Annotated in this window: 19 protein-coding genes; 15 read left to right on the forward strand and 4 right to left on the reverse strand. The window is 68.8% G+C overall.

All coding sequences use genetic code 11. From position 1 onward, the window contains the following. The first annotated feature begins 21 nt into the window (after window positions 1–21). The 3 genes from M5C96_RS20475 (at window position 22) to M5C96_RS20485 (ending at window position 6096) form a co-directional block, all read left to right on the forward strand. Window positions 22–1365 (forward strand): hypothetical protein, encoded by a 1344-nt coding sequence (locus M5C96_RS20475; protein WP_272564983.1) that lies wholly within the window; start codon window positions 22–24, stop codon window positions 1363–1365. Window positions 1366–1399: 34 nt separating this feature from the next. Beyond that, window positions 1400–2494, forward strand: coding sequence for an IS630 family transposase (locus tag M5C96_RS20480; protein ID WP_272563777.1), 1095 nt, complete (start codon window positions 1400–1402; stop codon window positions 2492–2494). 110 nt (window positions 2495–2604) lie between these two features. After that, on the forward strand, window positions 2605–6096 hold the full coding sequence (locus M5C96_RS20485) for a calcium-binding protein (protein ID WP_272564984.1): 3492 nt from the start codon (window positions 2605–2607) through the stop codon (window positions 6094–6096). A gap of 383 nt (window positions 6097–6479) precedes the next feature. Here the strand turns inward: M5C96_RS20485 and M5C96_RS20490 are convergent, their stop codons facing one another. Continuing rightward, on the reverse strand, window positions 6480–7154 hold the full coding sequence (locus tag M5C96_RS20490) for a YitT family protein (protein WP_442867329.1): 675 nt from the start codon (window positions 7152–7154) through the stop codon (window positions 6480–6482). Window positions 7155–7243: 89 nt separating this feature from the next. Then, window positions 7244–7771, reverse strand: a complete 528-nt coding sequence (locus M5C96_RS20495; protein WP_272564985.1) for an outer membrane protein assembly factor BamE — start codon at window positions 7769–7771, stop codon at window positions 7244–7246. 119 nt (window positions 7772–7890) lie between these two features. Between M5C96_RS20495 and M5C96_RS20500 the strand changes: the two genes are divergently transcribed. From M5C96_RS20500 to M5C96_RS20555, 12 genes are all read left to right on the forward strand, one after another. Then, entirely contained in the window at window positions 7891–8094 is a 204-nt protein-coding gene (locus tag M5C96_RS20500; RefSeq protein WP_272564986.1) for a DUF3460 family protein, read from the forward strand. Between the two features lie 67 nt (window positions 8095–8161). After that, window positions 8162–9022: a segregation and condensation protein A gene (locus M5C96_RS20505; RefSeq protein WP_272564987.1), complete on the forward strand. Its 861-nt coding sequence runs from the start codon at window positions 8162–8164 to the stop codon at window positions 9020–9022. Window positions 9023–9090: 68 nt separating this feature from the next. After that, the gene (gene nadB / locus M5C96_RS20510) at window positions 9091–10680 is read left to right on the forward strand and encodes an L-aspartate oxidase (RefSeq protein ID WP_272564988.1); all 1590 of its coding nucleotides are present in this window, start codon (window positions 9091–9093) and stop codon (window positions 10678–10680) included. A gap of 52 nt (window positions 10681–10732) precedes the next feature. Continuing rightward, window positions 10733–11113, forward strand: a complete 381-nt coding sequence (gene panD / locus M5C96_RS20515) for an aspartate 1-decarboxylase (RefSeq protein ID WP_272564989.1) — start codon at window positions 10733–10735, stop codon at window positions 11111–11113. Window positions 11114–11126: 13 nt separating this feature from the next. Then, entirely contained in the window at window positions 11127–12452 is a 1326-nt protein-coding gene (bioA, locus tag M5C96_RS20520) for an adenosylmethionine--8-amino-7-oxononanoate transaminase (protein ID WP_272564990.1), read from the forward strand. Beyond that, a complete protein-coding gene (gene bioD, locus M5C96_RS20525; protein ID WP_272564991.1) occupies window positions 12449–13141 on the forward strand; it encodes a dethiobiotin synthase in 693 nt (230 codons plus the stop codon). The genes bioA and bioD overlap by 4 nt, the downstream gene beginning before the upstream one ends. Next, window positions 13138–14361, forward strand: coding sequence for an 8-amino-7-oxononanoate synthase (gene bioF / locus M5C96_RS20530; protein WP_272564992.1), 1224 nt, complete (start codon window positions 13138–13140; stop codon window positions 14359–14361). The genes bioD and bioF overlap by 4 nt, the downstream gene beginning before the upstream one ends. After that, window positions 14358–14996, forward strand: coding sequence for a 7-carboxy-7-deazaguanine synthase (gene queE, locus M5C96_RS20535; protein WP_272564993.1), 639 nt, complete (start codon window positions 14358–14360; stop codon window positions 14994–14996). The genes bioF and queE overlap by 4 nt, the downstream gene beginning before the upstream one ends. 52 nt (window positions 14997–15048) lie before the next feature. Further along, complete coding sequence (locus M5C96_RS20540; protein WP_272564994.1) at window positions 15049–15426, forward strand: 6-carboxytetrahydropterin synthase; 378 nt, start codon at window positions 15049–15051, stop codon at window positions 15424–15426. A gap of 72 nt (window positions 15427–15498) precedes the next feature. Next, window positions 15499–15858: a 5-carboxymethyl-2-hydroxymuconate Delta-isomerase gene (locus M5C96_RS20545; protein ID WP_272564995.1), complete on the forward strand. Its 360-nt coding sequence runs from the start codon at window positions 15499–15501 to the stop codon at window positions 15856–15858. 237 nt (window positions 15859–16095) lie between these two features. Next, a complete protein-coding gene (locus tag M5C96_RS20550) occupies window positions 16096–17442 on the forward strand; it encodes a hypothetical protein (RefSeq protein ID WP_272564996.1) in 1347 nt (448 codons plus the stop codon). 14 nt (window positions 17443–17456) lie between these two features. Further along, entirely contained in the window at window positions 17457–17741 is a 285-nt protein-coding gene (locus M5C96_RS20555) for a hypothetical protein (RefSeq protein ID WP_272564997.1), read from the forward strand. 143 nt (window positions 17742–17884) lie between these two features. On the opposite strand, the gene pabB is transcribed toward M5C96_RS20555, so the two are convergent. Together pabB and nadA are read right to left on the reverse strand one after the other, a co-directional pair. Beyond that, window positions 17885–19672, reverse strand: coding sequence for an aminodeoxychorismate synthase component I (pabB, locus tag M5C96_RS20560; protein WP_272564998.1), 1788 nt, complete (start codon window positions 19670–19672; stop codon window positions 17885–17887). Window positions 19673–19753: 81 nt separating this feature from the next. Further along, a complete protein-coding gene (gene nadA, locus M5C96_RS20565; RefSeq protein ID WP_272564999.1) occupies window positions 19754–20872 on the reverse strand; it encodes a quinolinate synthase NadA in 1119 nt (372 codons plus the stop codon). Window positions 20873–20939 lie beyond the last annotated feature (67 nt).

Below are 20939 nucleotides of genomic sequence, written 5' to 3' on the forward strand. Positions count from 1 at the left end.
TTATATTTCAAAAAGCAAGTCATGAACAACCTGACAGTTTCGCAATTGACGTCGTATCGCAGTGCCATCAATGCGGGAGGCGTGAGCGCCGCTCGGGAGGTGTATTCCGATCTCTATTCTCAGGGCTACAACTACGCAGGCTGGGCCTTGGGCGTCGCCACCGGCAACACCATTACTGGGCAGTCGGCCCTGGATTATCTGGGCGGCACGGCCATGATCGGATTGGGCGGCGATGCCTGCCGCAATCTGACGCCCGCCCAAATCGACAAGATTCGCATGGATATGTCGCTTGGATATATTAATACGCTGATCGATATCGCAGATAAAGAAGGGATTTTGAGCAGAGACGTCCGTTTTAGTGAGACAGCCAGATTTCATGAAGATGCCTTCAAAGAAAGCGGCCTCACCCTGGAAAACTGGACCCTGAACGTCCCCATGGAAATCATCCGCCGCCAGCAGGGTGACCAGGCGGTGGAAGAGCTGTGGACCCGCATCCGGGACACCGGAGGCGATGGCATCGACGCTTTGCTGATCAGCACCGGGCTGGCCAACACCGTGGGCCACGCCAGCGTGTCGCCCGATGCGGATATCCGGCAGATGGCGCAGGACTGGATCGACAAGGTGCCCGGCGTGGCCAACTGGGCCCAGATCGGGCGCTTTACCGAGGTGTTCTCCAAGGCATGGTCCGGCACCCTCGCCGATTGGGGCGGCACGCTAGCGGATGTGGGCGGCATGATTGCCTGGATCGCTAACGACCTGTACCTGAGCGCCCGCAACTGGGTCACCCCCCGCGACCCCCTGGTCCTGGACCTGGACGGAGACGGCATCGAAGCCGTCGGCATCGACCCCGCCCGCCCCATCCTGTTCGACCACGACGGCGACGGCACGCGCAACGCCACCGGCTGGATCAAGGGCGACGACGGCCTCGTCGTGCTGGACCGCAACGGCAACGGGGTCATCGATTCCGGGCGCGAACTGTTCGGCGACCAGACCTTGAAACCCGTGGACATCTATGGCCGAACGCTGGCCTATGCCAACGGCTACGAAGCCCTGGCCGCAGAGGACGGCAACGGCGACAAGGTGATCGACGCCAACGATGCGGTGTATTCGCAACTGCGCATCTGGAAGGACACCAACCAGGATGGAATCTCCCAGGCGGGCGAACTGCACACCCTGGCCGACCTGGGCATCGCCCGCATCGGCGTGGCGGGCACTGCCAGCAATGTGAACCTGGGCAACGGCAACACCCAGCCCTTGAGCGGCAGTTTCACCCGCACCGACGGCACCACCGGCGCGAGCGGCGTGGCCGAGGTCACCGGTAGCCTGCTGCTAGTGTCCTGTCCCGTTAATTCGCAGGCACGATAGCTGCATGGTTTCGGGCCATCCTTGAGGTGCCGCCATGCCCAATGCAACGACCCGAACAGAAATTGCGCTTAGTGAAGTGGAGCGCGCGGAACTGACGTCCATGGCGCGATCACGTTCGCTGCCAGCGGCGTTGTCGCTCAGGGCGCGCATCGTGCTGACTTGCGAAGGCACAGATAAAGCCAGCACCGCGGTTGCGCAGGCTCTGGGGATCAGTCGTAGCACTGTCACCAAGTGGCGCGGGCGCTATGCGCGCCATCGCATTGCAGGGCTTTACGACGAGTTGCGCCCGGGTCGCCCCCGCACGGTAGATGACGAGCGTGTTGCTGAGTTGATTACCAAGACGTTGCACACCAAGCCTGCTGATGGGGGTACCCACTGGAGCACCCGCACGCTGGCCGCCGATACGGGCATCAGCAAGAGCACGGTGGCGCGCTATCTGCAGACCTTCAACCTCAAGCCGCACCGGGCCGACAGCTTCAAGCTGTCGACCGATCCGCTGTTCATCGAGAAGCTGCGCGACGTTGTGGGGCTGTACCTGAACCCACCTGACAACGCGCTGGTGCTGTGCGTGGACGAGAAGAGCCAATGCCAAGCTTTGGAGCGTACGCAGCCGATGCTGCCAATGGGGTTTGGCTATGTCGAAGGTGTCACGCACGACTACGTGCGCCACGGCACCACCACCTTGTTCGCGGCCCTGAACGTGATGAATGGCCAAGTGATCGCGCAGTGCCGGCCCCGGCATCGTCATCAAGAGTTCCTTGCCTTCCTGCGCGCCATCGACAAGGCAGTGCCCGACGAACTGGATGTGCACTGCATAGCTGATAACTACGCCAGCCACAAGCATCCAAAGGTGCGCGCTTGGTTGGCCGAGCGGCCTCGCTGGCACATGCACTTCGTTCCGACCTATTCAAGCTGGCTCAATCAGGTCGAGCGCTTCTTCTCGATCATCACCACGCGGGCAATCCGCCGTGGCTCGTTCACCAGCGTGAAGGATCTGATCAACAAGATCGACACATTCATCGCGAATTACAACCAGTCCTGCCAGCCGTTTACTTGGACAGCTACAGCAGACTCCATCCTCGAAAAACTCGCCAGACTATGCGGGCGAATTAACGGGACAGGACACTAGCCTCCAACAACTTCTACCGCGAGTTCACCGACGACCCGGCCGTGACGGCGGCGGCGGGCGCCTTGCCCCAGATGGGCGGCAGTGGTTGGGTGCGTGATCTGCGCGAGGCAATGAGCTTGCCCGGCGAGGCGGCGCAGGGCCTGCAGGACAGCGTGGGGCGGTTCGCGGCAGCGGGCACGCGGGATGCGCAGATGGCGCTGATCGACGAGTTGCTCGCCGACTGGGCCGGTACCTCGGGAAAACTCATCCACGGCATTGCAAGCTATGACTTGGTATCGGACGGCCATGGCAGTTTGGTCACCGCCGACAAGCCCGATGCCGACCCGACCTACGTCACCACGGCAATGCTGAACCTGACTTCCGTGGCCGGCATGATGGTGCCCAACCCCCAGGCCGGCGGCACGGGCCAGTCAGATGAAATCCTGGGCGAAGCCGGTCGCCAATTGCTGCGCCGGATGAACGTGCTGGAGGTCTTCAACGGCACCAAGTTCTTCCAGATTCCGTTCCAGACCGGCTCCGGTGGCGGTGGGGGCGGCGCGGCGTCCCCGGGCGGCGGCGGCTCGGGCGGCGAGTCGGATGGCATCAGTCGCTACACGGCCACCCTTTCCGCCCCCCAGGCCGCCTTGCTCAACCAAAGCTACGACGAACTGCGCGAAAGCGTCTATGGCGCCCTGGTCGTGCAGACGCGCCTCAAGCCCTACCTGGACAGCGTGGCGCTCACCATTGACGACCAAGGCGTCGGCTTCGACACCACCGGGCTGTCTGCCATGCTGGATGCCCGCAAGACGGGCAGCGAGCGTGAGGGGCTGATCGACCTGGTGGAGCTGAACCGCTACCAGGGCAAGCTGCTCACCGCCGTGGGATTCGATGGGCTGGGCATGCTGTCGCAGTGGGTCGAGGCCCTGCCGGCCGGTGATGCGTTGCGCGGGGAGTTGAGCGGGCTGGGCGTGATCCTGTCCGGTGCGGCCGAAGGATCGGCACGCAGCGATATCTATCTGGGCGGCGCGGGCGACGATGCCTTCGCGGCGGGCGCGGGTGACGACCAACTGGATGGCGGCGCTGGCAATGACACGCTGCGCGGCGGCGACGGCAACGACGTGTTGATGGGCCGCGAGGGCGCCGACGCTCTGCATGGGGATGCGGGCGACGATCAGTTGCACGGCGGCTCGGGCAACGACAACCTGTGGGGCGGTGCCGGCAACGACACGCTGCTGGGTGGGGATGGCGATGACGGGTTGTACGGTGATGCGGGCGACGACACCCTGGACGGAGGTGCGGGCCGGGACTGGCTGGAAGGTGGCGCGGGCGCCAACACCTACCGCTTCGGCCGGGGCGACGGTCAGGACACCATTGCGTTCAAGAGCGGTGTTCGCGACGGCAAGCCCGGCGTGCTGCAGTTCAAGGACGGCGTGACCGCCGCTGACCTGGGGCTGCGCCAGGTCCACGACACCGTGCACGGCGGTTATTCGCTGGAGGTGTCGATCAACGGCACGGCCGACAAGGTGACCATCCAGGGGTTCTTCTATGGCGACGATCCCGACGCACCCTACAGTTCGGTGCAGCGGTTCCAGTTCGCCGATGGCTCGGCGTTGGACATTGCCACCATCACGGCCCAGTTATTCGCGGGCACGGCCTCGGCCGACACCCTCTTCGGCACCAACGCAGCCGACACTCTTCGTGGCGGTTCGGGCAACGACAACCTGTGGGGCGCCGCCGGCAACGACACGCTGCTGGGCGGGGATGGCGACGACGGGCTCTATGGCGAGGCAGGCGACGATGTCATCGACGGCGGCGCGGGCCGCGACTGGCTGGAAGGCGGCACGGGCTCCAACACCTACCGCTTCGGCAAGGGTGATGGTCAGGACACCATTGCGTTCAAGAGCGGTGTTCGCGACGGCAAGCCCGGCGTGCTGCAGTTCAAGGACGGCGTGACCGCCGCTGACCTGGGGCTGCGCCAGGTCCACGACACCGTGCACGGCGGTTATTCGCTGGAGGTGTCGATCAACGGCACGGCCGACAAGGTGACCATCCAGGGGTTCTTCTATGGCGACGATCCCGACTCGCCCTACAGCTCGGTGCAGCGGTTCCAGTTCGCCGATGGCTCATCGTGGGACATGGCCGGCATCAAGGCCCAGTTGTTCGCGGGCACGGCTTCGGATGACAGCCTCGTCGGCACGGCAGCAGCGGACACCCTCAACGGCGGCTCGGGCAACGACAACCTGTGGGGTGGTGACGGCAACGACACGATGATCGGAGGCGATGGCGACGACGGCCTCTATGGCGATGCGGGCGACGACACGCTGGACGGCGGCGCAGGCCGCGACTGGCTGGAGGGCGGCACGGGCTCCAACACCTACCGCTTCGGCCGGGGCGACGGCCAGGACACCATTGCGTTCAAGAGCGGTGTTCGCGACGGCAAGCCCGGCGTGCTGCAGTTCAAGGACGGCGTGACCGCCGCTGACCTGGGGCTGCGCCAGGTCCACGACACCGTGCACGGCGGTTATTCGCTGGAGGTGTCGATCAACGGCACGGCCGACAAGGTGACCATCCAGGGGTTCTTCTATGGCGACGATCCCGACTCGCCCTACAGCTCGGTGCAGCGGTTCCAGTTCGCCGATGGCTCATCGTGGGACATGGCCGGCATCAAGGCCCAGTTGTTCGCGGGCACGGCTTCGGATGACAGCCTCGTCGGCACGGCAGCAGCGGACACCCTCAATGGCGGCTCGGGCAACGACAACCTGTGGGGCGGTGACGGCAACGACACGATGATCGGAGGCGATGGCGATGACGGCCTCTATGGCGATGCGGGCGACGATGTAATCGACGGCGGCGCGGGCCGCGACTGGCTGGAGGGCGGCACGGGCTCCAACACCTACCGCTTCGGCCGGGGCGACGGCCAGGACACCATTGCGTTCAAGAGCGGTGTTCGCGACGGCAAGCCCGGCGTGCTGCAGTTCAAGGACGGCGTGACCGCCGCTGACCTGGGGCTGCGCCAGGTCCACGACACCGTGCACGGCGGTTATTCGCTGGAGGTGTCGATCAACGGCACGGCCGACAAGGTGACCATCCAGGGATTTTTCTATGGCGACGATCCCGGCGCGCCCTACAGCTCGGTGCAGCGGTTCCAGTTCGCCGATGGCACGACGTGGGATCTTTCAGCGATTGAAACCCAACTGTCAGCCTCCGCGGCGACGCAAGCGAACAAGGATGCCATTGCCTCCGACTCGATGGAGTTGAACAGCGAAAAGCCGTATGTGTTCGACGATGGCGTTTCCATGGCCGGCGTCAACAAGCCCTACGCGTTCACTGGCTTGGACGATGCGGACTTCGTGACCCTGAAGCCGCAGGAGAAAGAGCCATTGATCGACGCAGTGGCGCCGACCGGCTGGAGCGTCGCACCCTTGGATTCTTTCGCAGCGATTCAGTGGAAACCGTTGTTCCAAACGGTGCAGATGGATGGTGCATCCGCATCAGTGGACCGCCAGGCCCAACTGCTGACGGACGCAATGGCGCAGTTCGCTCCACCTGCCGCCATCGACGCCAGGGGCGTGGCGGCGGCGCAGGATGGGCCATGGAAGGTCGTTGCCGCGCATTGGCAGTGAACGGACTTGCGATGAGCAGAAAAGCCTGGGGCTGGCCGGCCCCAGGCTTTTTTTTCGAGGGATGGCACCGGAGGGTTTGGCTCCGGCATCCGATCCGCCTGCGGCGTGGGCAACCACGGCGTTAGCGGCCCCGTACAGAGCAACGGGCTCACTTCAAATGCTATTGAAAATATAGCAACAAAGGCAATTGAAACGGCGGCATGAGGGGGATTCCTTGGCTTTCTTACGACTCGGGTCACCGTCATGTGACCAGGGGGTAACCGCGGCTTGATACCGCCATGCCTCCATGGCGAGGACCACTTGAAACTTGGAAAAAACTTGCTTCGCCGATGGAGTGGGCCAAGAGGAGGCGTCTCTCGGTCGCAAGCGTGACAGGCTGGCGCTCAATGCCCCACGTACCGCCCCGGCCGGTGGCTGATCCATAAAAACCCGCTCATCACCACCACCGCCAGCACCGAATACGCCACCCGCTCGATCGGCACGATCACCAGCGCCAGCAGCACCACGGTGCAATCGATTGCCATCTGCACCTTGCCGGCGCGCACTCCGTAGCGCTGCTGCAGGTACAGCGAGACGATGGTGGCGCCGCCCAGGCTGGATTTGTGGCGCGCGAGGAACAGGCAGCCCGTGCCCAGCAGCAGCCCGCCCAGCACGGCGGCGAACAGCGGGTTCAGGTAGTCCACGTGCATGACGTGGGGAAACAGCTCCGTCAGCACCGACAGCAGCGCCACCGACAGGAACGTCTTGATGGTGAACTCCCGCCCCATGCGCGTCCAGGCGAACCAGTAGAACGGCAGGTTGATGGCAAAGAACAGCTTGCCGAACGAGATGTCGGTCACGTAGTGCAGCAAGAAGGCAATGCCCGCCGTGCTGCCGATGAGCAGCCCCGCCTGGCCGAACAGCATGAGCGCCATGGCCACGAACAGCGTGCCGGCGAAGAGCGCCTGCACGTCTTCGTAATGCCCGTGGCGCAGCGACCCCATGGGGTACAGCGGCGCGGAAGGCGGCGGCGCGGCCGAGGCCGGGGGCGCAGGGGGTGGCAAGGGGGCTTCGGGCATGGCGGGGCGGATGGGTGTCACAGGCTACTCCAACACCGGCAGGCCATGCAAACAACGCGCCAGCCCGTGCTGGCGGTGCCGGCGCCGGGCTATCGCCCCTCGCGGATCTCCAGCGCGCTGCCGCTGCGCAGCACCCGGCCCTGGCCGTCGAAGTACACAGTGAAGATCATGGGCTGGTTACCGCCGTCGTTCCAGCGCCAGTCCCAGGCGGTTTCGCCCTTGCGCTCGTAGGTCATGGCCTTCATGGGCTTGCCCAGGCGCCGGCGCACGTCGTCCATGGCCATGCCGGGCACGATCTGCTCGAAGTTGTGCGGCGCCAGCACCTGGCGCAGCGCGCTCATGCGGCCGTCGGGGCCGATGGTGATCATGTAGTTCTGGTGGCCGGCCGGCTGGCGGTTGTATTCGAAGGTGCGGGCACCGCCGGGCTCGTCCCACACGCGCTCGGGCTCGCCGAAGCGCGAGCGCACGTCGGCCTCGGTGGAGCTGCCCTCCTCCAGTTCGCTGATGCGTTGCGGATCGCAGCCGGCGAGCAGGGCCGCCAGGACGCCGAGCGTGCAGGCCAGGCCGGTGGCGCGCAGCGCCCGGGCCGCCGGGGCGCTCCATCGGGGGGTGTTCATGGGGGGTCCTTTCCGGGGCAGTGTCGGGGTCCGCACTGTAGCGCGCCGAGGCGGCGGCGCCCGGCCAAGGGCGGCGCCCGCTAAAATCGCCGCCTCCCTACAGTGACTGCACCACCGCCATGTCCTTCTTCCGCCGCCCCGACTACCAGTCCGACACCACCCAGTTCATCAACCAGCTCAAGACCGAGAAGCCCGAACTGGACGCGCAGCAGCAGGCCGGCCGTGCGCTGCTGTGGGACAAGCGCGTGGACCGCAGCCTCTGGGGCGAGTACGACGAAGCCAGCGTGCCGCAAAAGCCCTACGTCTACCAGACCCAGGGCTGATCCGCTCCCGAAAGGCCTCCAGCGCAATGGCACGTAGCGCGGGCAGCTATATTTTTAATAGCAGATCATGAGCACCGCCGCGGACAGGGCCTCCGCCCCCGCCCTGCCCGCTGGGGGTGCCGAGGGCGCCTCCCCCCAGGTCGTGGACGCGGTGGCGCTGGCGCGCCTGTATGGCGAGCCGCTGTTCGCGCTGCCGACCGACCTGTACATCCCGCCCGATGCGCTGGAGGTGTTCCTCGAAGCGTTCGAGGGGCCGCTCGATCTGCTGCTGTACCTCATCCGCAAGCAGAACTTCAACATCCTCGACATCCCCATGGTGGGCGTCACGCGCCAGTACCTGGTGTACGTGGACGAGATCCGCAGCCGCAACCTGGAGCTGGCGGCCGAGTACCTGCTGATGGCGGCCATGCTCATCGAGATCAAGTCGCGCATGCTGCTGCCGCCCAAGAAGCAGGAAGGCAGCGCCGAGCCCGAGGACCCGCGCGCCGAACTCGTGCGCCGCCTGCTCGAATACGAGCAGATCAAGCTGGCCGCGGCCGGTCTCTCGCGCATGCCGCAGTACGGGCGCGATTTCCTGCGGGCGCAGGTGCACATCGAGCAGAGCCTGCAGCCGCGCTTTCCCGACGTGCACGTGGCCGACCTGCAGGAGGCTTGGCGCGACATCCTGCGGCGCGCCAAGCTGGTGCAGCACCACCGCATCACGCGCGAGGAACTGAGCGTGCGCGAATACATGAGCGCCGTGCTCAAGACGCTGCAGGGCCGGCGCTTCGTGGAGTTCGAGGAACTGTTCGAGCCCGAAAAAGGCAGCACCGTGCTGGTGGTGACCTTCATCGCGCTGCTGGAACTGGCCAAGGAAACCCTGATCGAGATCACCCAGGCCGAGGCGTTCGCGCCCATCTACGTGCGGCTGGCGTACACGCCGGTCTGAGCCGCCGCCCTTCACCGCCACGGCCGGGCGCCCCGGCCCGAACGCCCCACACGCCCACACGCACCACCATGCCATCCCACGATTTCGACGTTCTCATCATCGGCAGCGGGCTGGCCGGGCTGTCGGCCGCGCTGCACCTGGCACCCACGCACCGCGTGGCGGTCATCACCAAGCGCGCGCTGCAGGACGGGGCCAGCGCCTGGGCGCAGGGCGGCATCGCCGCCGTGCTGGCCGAGGGCGACACCTACGAGGCCCACGTGCAGGACACCCTGGTGGCGGGCGCTGGGCTGTGCGACCTGGCCGCCACGCGCTTCGTGGTGGAGAACGCGCCCGAGGCCATCCACTGGCTGCAGGGCCTGGGCGTGCCGTTCTCGCAGGAGGACGGCGCCCTGCACCTCACACGCGAGGGCGGCCACGGCGCTCGCCGCATCGTGCACGCCACCGATGCCACCGGCGCCGCCGTGCAGCGCACCCTGATCGACACCGTGCGCGCCACGCCGGGCATCACGCTGTTCGAGCAGCACACGCTGGTGGACCTCATCACCCCGCACAAGCTGCGCCGCGGCGGGCCGCAGCGCTGCCTGGGGCTGTATGCGCTGGATGAAGGCACCGACGAGGTCGTGACCTTCCGCGCGCCGCAGACCATCCTGGCCACGGGCGGCGCGGGCAAGGTGTACCTGTACACCACCAACCCCGACACGGCCACGGGCGACGGCATCGCCGCGGCCTGGCGCGCGGGCTGCCGCGTGTCCAACCTGGAGTTCATCCAGTTCCACCCCACCTGCCTGTACCACCCGCACGCCAAGTCGTTCCTCATCACCGAGGCGGTGCGCGGCGAGGGCGGGCGGCTCTTGCTGCCCCCCTCGGCCGGCGGCACGCGCTTCATGCCGCAGCACGACCCGCGCGCCGAACTGGCCCCGCGCGACGTGGTGGCCCGCGCCATCGACTACGAGATGAAGCGCCACGGCCTGGACTGCGTGCACCTGGACATCTCGCACCAGAGCCCGGCGTTCATCCAGGAGCACTTTCCCAACATCCTCGCGCGCTGCGCCGAGCTGGGGCTGGACATCACGAAGGAGCCCATTCCCGTGGTGCCCGCCGCGCACTACACCTGCGGCGGCGTGCTCACCGACCTGGCCGGCCGCACCGACCTGCCCGGCCTGTTCGCCATCGGCGAGACCGCCTGCACCGGCCTGCACGGCGCCAACCGGCTGGCCAGCAACTCACTGGTGGAGTGCATGGTCTTCGCGCGCGCGGCCGCCCAGGCCATCACCGCCGCCAGCGCGGAAGCCGTGCCCGACGTGCCGCCGTGGGACGACAGCCGCGTGACCGATGCCGACGAGTGCGTGGTCATCTCCCACAACTGGGACGAGCTGCGCCGCTTCATGTGGGACTACGTGGGCATCGTGCGCACCAACAAGCGCCTGGAGCGCGCGGCGCACCGCATCACGCTGCTGCAGGCCGAGATCGAGGAGTTCTACGCCCACTTCCACGTCACGCGCGACCTGCTGGAGCTGCGCAACCTGGTGCAGGTGGCCGAACTCATCGTGCGCTCGGCCCAGATGCGCCGCGAGAGCCGGGGCCTGCACTACAGCCGCGACTACCCCGAGCGGGCCGCTCCGGCCGCGCCCACCATCCTGGTCCCGCCGGTCCGCTGACCGCCCCACCGCCCCACCGCAAGCTCTACCTGTTTTCTTCGCCCCTCCCGCCATGCAACGCACCCTGCTGAAATCCAAGATCCACCGCGCCACCGCCACGCACTGCGAGCTGCACTACGAAGGCTCCTGCGCGATCGACGAAGACCTGCTCGACGCCGCGAACATCGTGGAGAACGAGCAGGTGCACATCTGGAACATCGACAACGGCGAGCGCTTCGTCACCTATGCCATCAAGGGCCAGCGCGGCAGCGGCATGGTGTCGGTCAACGGCTCGGCGGCGCGCCGCGCCGCCGTGGGCGACCTGCTCATCATCGCCGCCTTCGCCCAGGTCGAGGAGGCCGAGGTGGCCGCGCACCAGCCGCAACTGGTGTTCGTGGACGCCGCCAACCGCCAGGTGGAACTGCGCCACCACGTGCCCACGCAGGCCCTGTGAAAGGCCACCCACGATGAACCAGGACACCCTCGTCGCCCGCAGCCTGGCCAGCGTCTGGCACCCGTGCACACAGATGAAGCGCCACGAGGCCGACCCGCCCGTGGCCATCGCCAGCGCCCGCGGCCCGTGGCTGCACGGCACCGATGGCCGGCGCTACCTGGACGGCATCAGCTCGTGGTGGGTCAACCTCTTCGGCCACAGCCACCCGCACATCCAGGCCGCGCTGGCCGACCAGCTCGCGCGGCTGGACCACGTGATGCTCGCGGGCTTCACGCACGCGCCGGTGGTGGAGCTGTCCGAGCGGCTGGGCGCGCTCACCGGGCTGGGCCACGCCTTCTACGGCAGCGACGGCGCCGCGGCCACCGAGATCGCCCTCAAGATGAGCGCGCACTGCTGGCGCAACGCCGGGCGGCCGGGCAAGAGCCGCTTCGTGGGCCTGGCCGGCGGATACCACGGCGAGACCGTGGGCGCGCTGGCCGTGACCGACATCGCCCTGTTCCGCGAGGCCTACGCCCCGCTGGTGCGCCTGGCAGCCACCGTGCCCAGCCCCGATGCGCGCAGCGCGCAGCCCGGCGAGAGCGCGCTGGATGTGGCCCGGCGCGCGGCCCAGGCGCTGGAGGTCTGGCTGGCCGAACACCACGAGAGCACCGCCGCGCTGATCGTCGAGCCCCTGGTGCAGTGCGCCGCCGGCATGGCGATGCACGATCCCGAATACCTGCGCCAGGCCCGCGCGCTGTGCGACCGCTACGGCGTGCACCTGGTGGTGGACGAGATCGCCACCGGCTTCGGCCGCACCGGCACGATGTTCGCGCACCAGCAGGCCGGCATCCGGCCCGATTTCATCTGCCTGTCCAAGGGCCTCACGGGCGGCACGCTGCCGCTGTCGGCCGTGCTCACCACCGAGGCCGTGTACGCCGCGTTCTACGACGACGACGTGGCCCGCGGCTTCCTGCATTCGCACTCCTACACCGGCAACCCGCTGGCCTGCCGCGCGGCGCTGGCCACGCTGGAGCTGTTCGACCAGCTCGACCCGCTCGCGGCCAATGCCACGCTGGCCGGGCGCATCGACGCCGCCTGCGCGCCCATCACGCAGCACCCGCGCGTGCGCCATGCGCGCCGGCTGGGCATGGTGTGGGCGTGGGACGTGGAGACCTCCCTGCCCGATTTTTCGCGCCGCTACCACCGCCACGCCATGGCGCGCGGGCTGGTGCTGCGCCCCATCGGCAAAACGCTCTACGCCATGCCGCCCTACGTGCTAGACGACGAGGCCGTGCAGCACCTGGGCGATGCCGCCTTCGCCGCACTGCAGGCCACCCTGGCCGAGGAGACCGCCCCATGAACCCGACCCCGGCATTCGCCTGCTTCGTCACCGGCACCGACACCGGCGTGGGCAAGACCCTGGCCTCGGCCGGCCTGCTGCACGCGCTGGCGCGCCACCACGCGCGCGTCGTGGGCATGAAGCCCATCGCCGCGGGCGCCGAATGGCACCATGGCCAGCTCGCCAACGAAGACGCCCTCGCCCTGCGCGCCGCCTCCACCATCGCGGTGCCCGCGGCGCTGGACAACCCCGTGCTGCTGCCCGACCCGCTCTCGCCCCACATCGCCGCCGAGCGCGCGGGCACGCGCATCGACATCGCGCACATCGTGCGCAGCTACGAAGCGCTGGCGGCGCAGGCGGATGCGGTCGTCGTCGAAGGCGCGGGCGGGTTCCACGTGCCGCTGTCGGACACCGAGACCGGCGCCGACCTCGCCCAGGCCCTGGGCCTGCCCGTGGTGCTGGTGGTGGGCCTGCGGCTGGGGTGCCTCAGCCACGCCGCGCTCACGGCCGATGCCGTGCGCGCGCGCGGCCTGCCGCTGGCCGGCTGGATCGCCAGCCGCATCGACCCGCACATGCGGGCGCCGCAAGAAAACCTCGACTGGCTCGCGCAGCGCCTGCGCGCCCCGCTGCTGGCCGACATTCCCTACCAGGCCGTGCCGGACGCCCGTGCACTGCCCTTCGACCTTCCCGCCGCATGGACGACCCGATGAGCCCCCGCCCCGACGCCGCCTCCTGGATCGACGAGTTTCCGGCACGCATCGCCGCGCTCGACGCCGCCCACCTGCGCCGCCGGCGCCGCGCCGTGGTGCCGGCCGGCGGCGCGCACCTGCTGGTCGATGGCGCGCCCATGCTGGCTTTTTGCAGCAACGATTACCTGGGCCTGGCCGGCCACCCCGCGCTGGCCGAGGCCGCCTGCGCGGGCGCGCGCGAGTTCGGCGTGGGCTCGGGCGGCTCGCCGCTGGTGAGCGGCCACAGCGCGGCCAACGCGGCGCTGGAGGCCGACCTCGCCCGCTTCGTGGGCCTGCCGCGCGCGCTGTACTTCTACGCGGGCTACGCCACCAACGCCGGCATCGTGCCCGCGCTCGTGGGCGAGGGCGATGCGCTGTTTTCCGATGCGCTCAACCACGCCTGCCTGATCGACGGCGCCCGCCTGTCGCGCGCCCGCATCCACCGCTACCCGCATGCCGACCTGGCCGCGCTGGAGGCCGCGCTGGCCAGCAGCCCCGCGCGCCGCAAGCTGGTCATCACCGATGCCGTGTTCAGCATGGACGGCGACGTGGCCGACATTCCCGCGCTGCTGGCGCTGTGCGAGCGCCACGACGCGCTGCTGCTGCTGGACGACGCGCACGGCTTCGGCGTGCTCGGGCCGCAGGGGCGCGGCGCGCTGGCCGAGGCAGGGCTGGTCGGCGCGCAGGCCTCGCGGCGCGTGCTGTACATGGCCACGCTGGGCAAGGCCGCGGGCGTGGCCGGCGCCTTCGTCGCGGGCGACGACGCATTGATCGAATGGCTGCTGCAAAAGACGCGCAGCTACATCTTCGCCACCGCCGCGCCGCCGCTGCTGGCGCGCGCGCTGCAGGCCAGCCTGGCGCTCATCGAGGCCGAGGATTCGCGCCGCGAGCACCTCGCGCGCCTCGTTCAGCGCCTGCGGGGCGGCCTCGCGCCGCTGCTGCAGGGCACGCACTGGCAGCTGGGCGACTCGCGCACCGCCGTGCAGGCCGTGGTGATCGGCGCCAACGACGAGGCCCTGGCCGCCATGGAAGGCCTGCGCCAGCGCGGCCTGTGGGTGCCCGCCATCCGCCCGCCCACCGTGCCCGAGGGCACGGCGCGCCTGCGCATCGCCCTGTCGGCCGCGCACACCGAGGCCGACGTGGACCGCTTGCTGCAGGCGCTGGCCGAGCTGGCGCCCGCCGCCGTGGAGGCCCTGGCATGACCTACAGCGTCAAGGAAATCTTCTACACCCTGCAGGGCGAGGGCGGCCAGGCCGGCACGCCCGCCGTGTTCTGCCGCTTCGCGGGCTGCAACCTCTGGAGCGGCCGCGAGGAAGACCGCGCCAGCGCCGTCTGCCGCTTCTGCGACACCGACTTCGTGGGCACCGACGGCACCCTGGGCGGCAAGTTCGCCACCGCAGACGCGCTGGCCGACGTGATCGCCGCGCAGTGGCCCGCGCACGATGCCGCGCACCGCCTGGTGGTGCTGACGGGCGGCGAGCCGCTGCTGCAGGTGGACCCGGCCTTCATCGACGCCCTGCACGCGCGACGCTTTCGCATCGCCGTGGAGAGCAACGGCACCGTCGCCGCGCCGCCCGGCATCGACTGGCTGTGCATCAGCCCCAAGGCCGGTGCGCCCTGGGTGCAGCGCAGCGGGCAGGAACTCAAGCTGGTGTGGCCCCAGCCCGGCTTCGACCTGGCAGCGCTCGAGTCGCAGACGCAGTTCACGCACCGCTTCCTGCAGCCCATGGACGGCCCGGAGCAGGCCGCCAACACCGGGCGCTGCATCGCCGCCTGCCTGGAGCGCCCCGCGTGGCGACTGAGCCTGCAGACCCACAAGCTCACGGGCATCCGCTGAGCCCTTTTCCTCCGTACCGTTTTTTCGCCCCGTTCCCGCCCGTTCGCCGACCATGCAGTTCACCGTCCACCAGCGCTTTTTCTTCGATGCCGCGCACACCTTGCAGCGCGAGATCGAGGCCGAGGGCAGCCGCCGCATCCACGGCCACACCTACCACGCGGAGGTGGCCGTCACCGGCCCGCGCGATCCCGCCACCGGCATGGTCATCGACCTGGGCCACCTGCGCGAGCGCCTGGCCGCCGTGCGCGAGCAACTCGACCACCACTGGCTGGACGAGGTGCCGGGCCTGGGCACGCCCACGCTGGAAAACCTGTGCCGCTTCATCGCCCAGGCGCTCGATGGCATGCAGCCGCCCGCCAGCCGCGTGCGCGTGTGGCGCGAGGCGCTGGGCGACGGCTGCGTGCTGGAACTGGCGCCGCCGCGGGGCTGACCGCCGCCGGTTCCCGCACCGCCGCCCTTCGTTCTTCTTCCATCCCTTGATCCATCCCGCAGGAGATTCGCCATGCCCCACCTCGTCATCGAAGTCAGCCAGAACCTGTCCGGCCTTCCGGAAGCCCAGATGCTGGCCGAACTCAACCGGTCCCTGACGGCCAGTCCCGAAATCCTGGACGAGGCGGACCTCAAATCCCGCTTCCTGCGCACCGACCGCTTCGAGATCGGCACCGCCCCCGCCGGCCGCGCGTTCGTGCATGCGCAACTGCGCCTGCTGTCCGGCCGCTCGCCCGAGACCAAGCAGGACCTCGCCGGCCGCGTGGCCGACGTGCTGCGCCGCCTCACGCCCCGGCCCGAAGGCGTGATGGTGCAGCTCAGCGTGGAGATCGTGGACATGGACCGCGGGTCCTACGTGAAAAAGCGGCTTTGAGCCCTACAGGGCTCCAGCGCAATCAACACTAGGGCATATTGCTACAAAATAAGTAGCAAATCACTTTGCGCCGGGCGATCCGTCCAAAGCGCGAGAGTGGGTCGCACCGGTGAGCCATCCCGCCTGCCGGGTCAGGACGGCTTCGCAAACCCCATCGGAGATTCGGGTCCTGCGAGAGATTCCATGGCGCTTCTCGGATGATGATGATCATTCGGAAACCCAAGCCACAGGGCTGCCATGAGACCTCTACCCAATGCGATCGCCACCCGGCTCACCCAGGTACGCCCTTCGGCGCTGCAGGCTGCACAACTGGCAGCCGTCAAGCCAGAGAAGCCCGCTACGGGCACGTCTGAGCCGCCATTGCCAGGGCCGCTCAGGCCCCGGCCCAAACTGGAAACCGCGTCCTCCCTGCAGCCGCGCATCCAGATCAAACTCAGCAGTGGGGCCAAGATCTCGCTGAACGATGCGATGAAATTGCTCTCTGCCGCCCAGAAGCCGAGCATTGCCGCGCCAGCCGGCACCGCGCCGGGGCGCATCAGCGCCGCATCGGTCCTGCAGTCGATGAAACCGACCTCGCAGCTCCCGGACGGCGGGGCCGTCGCAACGGTGTTGCCGCAGGCGCGGCCGCAACCCAGCGCACCGCAAGGAGGATTTCCAGCGCAGGCCGCACCTGCGCCGCTGCCGCCACAGGAAGAGCCTGTGCTGGCGATGCCCTGGATGGGTCATCCACCGCCTCAGGCCGCCCCGACCATGGCGTTTCACCCAGGCTTTCAGACACCGCCCCAGCCGGCACACCCGCTGCATCCGCCACAAAACCAGCCTTTCACCGGCTTCGCTTCGCTGTTCCCGGGCGGTCCGCAGCCCGCTTTCGCCCCCGTGCTGCAGCAAGCCCCCCACGGCCTGCAGGGCGCACCGGGGAATTCGCCCTGGCCTCCCGCCGAGCACGCCGTCGGTCTGGCCTCCATGCTGCCAGGCGCCACCACGGCAGGTCCTGCCCCCTCGCAGGCCGTTCATGAAGCGCCGCAAATCTGGAATCCGGCCAACCCGCCCACGCCCCATGTCGATCCCTTTGAGGACAAGCGCCTTTCATCGCCCGCAGTGCCGCCCACGGCCAAGTTCCAGCACAACGTTGCCCTCTTTGCCGAGTACGACGGCGAGCACCTTCAGGGCAACAAGACGTGGGCGACGTCCGTCACCTATCTCAATGCAGAGCAACGGCAGCAATTCAAGCTGACGGTGAAAGACGGAAAGATTTTTGACGCGGAGGGCAAGCCGTTCGACACCCGCAACGGCAAGACGGCATGCTTCGGCGGAGGCGCGGGCAAGGCGATCTTCGTCATGGATCACGATGGCAACCTGTATGCGTCCAATTACCATGCGCCCGGCAAGTTCCACCATTCGAGCTTCCTGGCCGGCCAGCCAGTCGCAGGAGCGGGCGAGATCACCGTGCATAACGGCGAGATCCAGTCCCTGACCCGCAACAGCGGACACTACCGCCCCAGCGCAGCCCAGCTGGAGCAAGTGGCCCACAACCTCAGCTCCCAGGGCCTGAGCAATTTCGTGGTCGACCAGAAGATTCAGTAGCAGGAAAGAAAAACATGGATACCGTCAAATTCCTTCGCATCCCCTTGAGCATGATCGACTACGTCGGCGACCTCGATGCCTTCCAGGGCCTGACCGCCGAACAGCTGGCCTCGCTGCCCGAGGAATACACGCCCGACGAAACCGCCGGCATCATCGCGAGCCTGCGTTTCGCGGCAGAGCATCCTGAATTCGACTTCGCTTCTTTGCTGCCGGGGATCAGCGCCTCCAACGGCCAGATCCACGTCTTTCTGGTCAAGATCTACCGCTCGTTTCAGGAAGCAGGCCTGGCCCCGCTCTGAACCGGTTCTCCGAGGGATGGCCCGGACTGCAGCCCCTGATTTGCCTTGAAGCCTGACAGGGCTCCAGCGCAATCAGTACTAGGGCATGCCGCTACAAAATCAGTAGCACAACCCAGAGCCAGGGGCCTTCGGCCCCGCCGGCTTCAGGCCTGCAGCGTGGCGTCCAGCCAGCCCCGCAGGCTGTTCACGAACGCCCAGGCCCGCACCTGTGGCACCTCCTCCACGCGCAGCACGGCCTCGGTCACCCGGCCTTCGCGCAGGGCCACCGCGCGGCCCACGCCGGGCAGCAGGCCGCAGGACAGCGGCGGCGTGACCCACCGGCCGTCGGCCCGCAGCGCCGCGATGCAGCCACGCGTGCATTCGGTGATCTCGCCGGCCTCGTTCCACAACAGCGTGTCGAACACGCCCTCGGCCTCGGGCGTGAAGGCGTCGTAGTGCGCCCGGCGCGTGGTCTTGTGGCGCACGAATTCGCCGTGCGCGCCTTCCAGCGGGCGCGTGGCCAATTGCAGGCGCACCGGCACGGCAGTGGGGGCCATCGCCCAGGCCTCGGCGCGCGGGTGGGCCGCCGCATCGAGCAGCAGGCGCGCGCGCCACAGCCCGGCGGGGTGGGCCTGGGCCAGCGCGTTCAGGCAGGCGTGCACGCGCGCCGCGTCGAAGGCATGGCCGAAGTGCGCGGCCGAGGCGGCCAGCCGCGCTACGTGGTCGGCGCGGTGGCGCAGCACGCCGTCCTCCAGCGCCAGGGTTTCCAGCAGGTCGAACGGGGCGCTGGCGCGCTGCAGGAAGGCGCTCTTGTGCTGCCACTCCTGCCACTCCGCCGCGGCCTGGGCGCCGGAGGTGATGCCGCTGCCGATGCCGCACCGCGCGTCCTGGCCGCGCAGCGTCACGGTACGGATGGGCACGTTGAAGGTGGCGGCCACGGCGCCCTCACCGTCCGGCCGCACGATGCCCACCGCGCCGCAGTACACGCCGCGCGGCGCGGGCTCCAGCGCGTGGATGGCCTGCATCGCCCGCACCTTGGGCGCCCCGGTGATGGAGCCGCACGGGAACAACGCGGCGAACACGTCGGCCAGCGTGGTGCCGGCGCGGGTGCTGGCCTCGACGTCGGACGTCATCTGCCACACGGCCGGCAGCGCCTCGGTGTGGAACAGCGCGGGCACGCGCACGCTGTGCGGCTCGGCGATGCGCGAGAGGTCGTTGCGCAGCAGGTCCACGATCATCACGTTCTCGGCGCGCTCCTTGGGCGAGGCGCGCAGCGCGGCGGCCTGCGCGGCATCGTCCTCGGCCGTGGCGCCGCGCGGCGCCGTGCCTTTCATGGGCCGCGCCAGCAGCGAGCCCCCGCGCCAGTCGAAGAACAGCTCGGGCGAGACGGACAGGATCTGCTCGGCACCACCGTCGATGCACGCGGCATAGCCGCCCGGCTGGGCGCGCTGCAGCGCGGCGAACAGCGGCAGCGCCGCCTGCGCCCCGCCCACCGGCGACACGGTGCCCCGGATCGGCGCGGTGTAGTTGACCTGGTAGAACTCGCCGGCCGCGATGGCCTGGTGAAGGTGGGCAAGGGCGGCCTCGAACGCGGCGCGCTGCGGGCGGGTGTGCCAGTCCACCGTGGGCGCTCCCGCGCCGCCACCATCGCCATCGCCGGGGGAAACTGGGGGATCGGGCCAGGGCAAGGCCCGGTCGAACACGGCGAACCATGCCAGGGGCCCGTCGGCCGGGTGCGTGCGCAGCGCGGCGTCGAACGCGCCGGCCGCCTCGTAGCGCAGGTAGCCCAGGCACCAGGCCCCGGCGCGCGCCTCGGCCTCCGCCGCGTCCAGCACGGCGCGCACCTCGTGCGGCGCCTGGGCCACCAGCGTGCGGCGCGGCGTGCCGAACGCATGGCGCAAGCGCGGCCCGGCCGGGTGGCGCGGGTCGGAGAAGTCGATCCTGAAATTCACGTCAAAACAGGCCCATGCCTTAGAAAATCATGCCTGAATCGCTATTAAATTAATAGCAAACGGATTCCATGGCGGTGCGCGTCATGCCGCGCCGATGTGGGGCACCAGCGCGCCCAGGGGCTGCCCGCCCTTGAGCGCGGCGGTGAAGGCCAGCATGCGGTCGATGGGCTGGCGCGCGCGCGGGATGAGCGCCGGGTCCACGTGGATGGCGTTGGCACCCGTCTCCAGCACGCGGGCCACGTCGGCCAGGCCGTTCATGGCCATCCAGGGGCAGTGCGCGCAGCTTTTGCAGGTGGCGCTGTTGCCGGCCGTGGGGGCTTCGTGGAAGGTCTTGCCCGGGTTGAGCGCGCGCAGCTTGTGCATCATGCCGTTGTCGGTCGCCACGATGAATTCGCGCGCGTCCATCTCGCGCGCGGCCTTCAGGATGGCGGAGGTCGAGCCCACGGCATCGGCCAGCGCCACCACGTCGGCGGGGCTCTCCGGGTGCACCAGCACCTTCGCCTGCGGGTGCGCCGCCTTCAGCGCCTGCAGCTCTTCGGCCTTGAACTCGTCGTGCACGATGCAGGCGCCGTTCCAGAACAGCATGTCGGCGCCGGTCTGCTGCTGGATGTAGGCGCCCAGGTGCCGGTCGGGCGCCCACAGGATCTTGTGGCCCGCCGCCTTGAGCGCGCCCACGATCTCCAGCGCGCAACTGGAGGTGACGAGCCAGTCGGCGCGCGCCTTCACCGCCGCGCTGGTGTTGGCGTAGACGACCACGGTGCGGTCGGGGTGCGCATCGCAGAACGCGCTGAACGCATCGGCGGGGCAGCCCAGGTCGAGCGAGCAAGTGGCGTCCAAGTCAGGCATCAGCACGGTCTTCTCGGGCGACAGGATCTTGGCCGTCTCGCCCATGAAGCGCACGCCCGAGACCACCAGCGTCTGCGCGGCATGGTCGCGCCCGAAGCGCGCCATCTCCAGCGAATCGCTGACCAGCCCGCCGGTTTCCTCGGCCAGGTCCTGCAGGTCCGGGTGCACGTAGTAGTGCGACACCATGACGGCGTTCTTCTCGCGCAGCAGCCGCCGGATGCGGTCCTTGAGCGCGGCGCGTTCGGTGGGCGAGGGCTCGGCGGGCACGCGGGCCCAAGCGAACTTCGTGGAGCAGACGGCGCCGTCTTCGGGCTGCTCGTACTCCACGTCCTTGATGGCGGTGGGGGTCGTCATGGGGTGGGTCTTTCGGCCGCGGCGGCAGGGCGCGGCGCCAACACGTTATCTCAGGTCCGGAGGATGG

It is taken from the genome of Acidovorax sp. GBBC 1281 (genome assembly GCF_028473645.1).
Taxonomy (GTDB): Bacteria; Pseudomonadota; Gammaproteobacteria; order Burkholderiales; family Burkholderiaceae_C; genus Paracidovorax.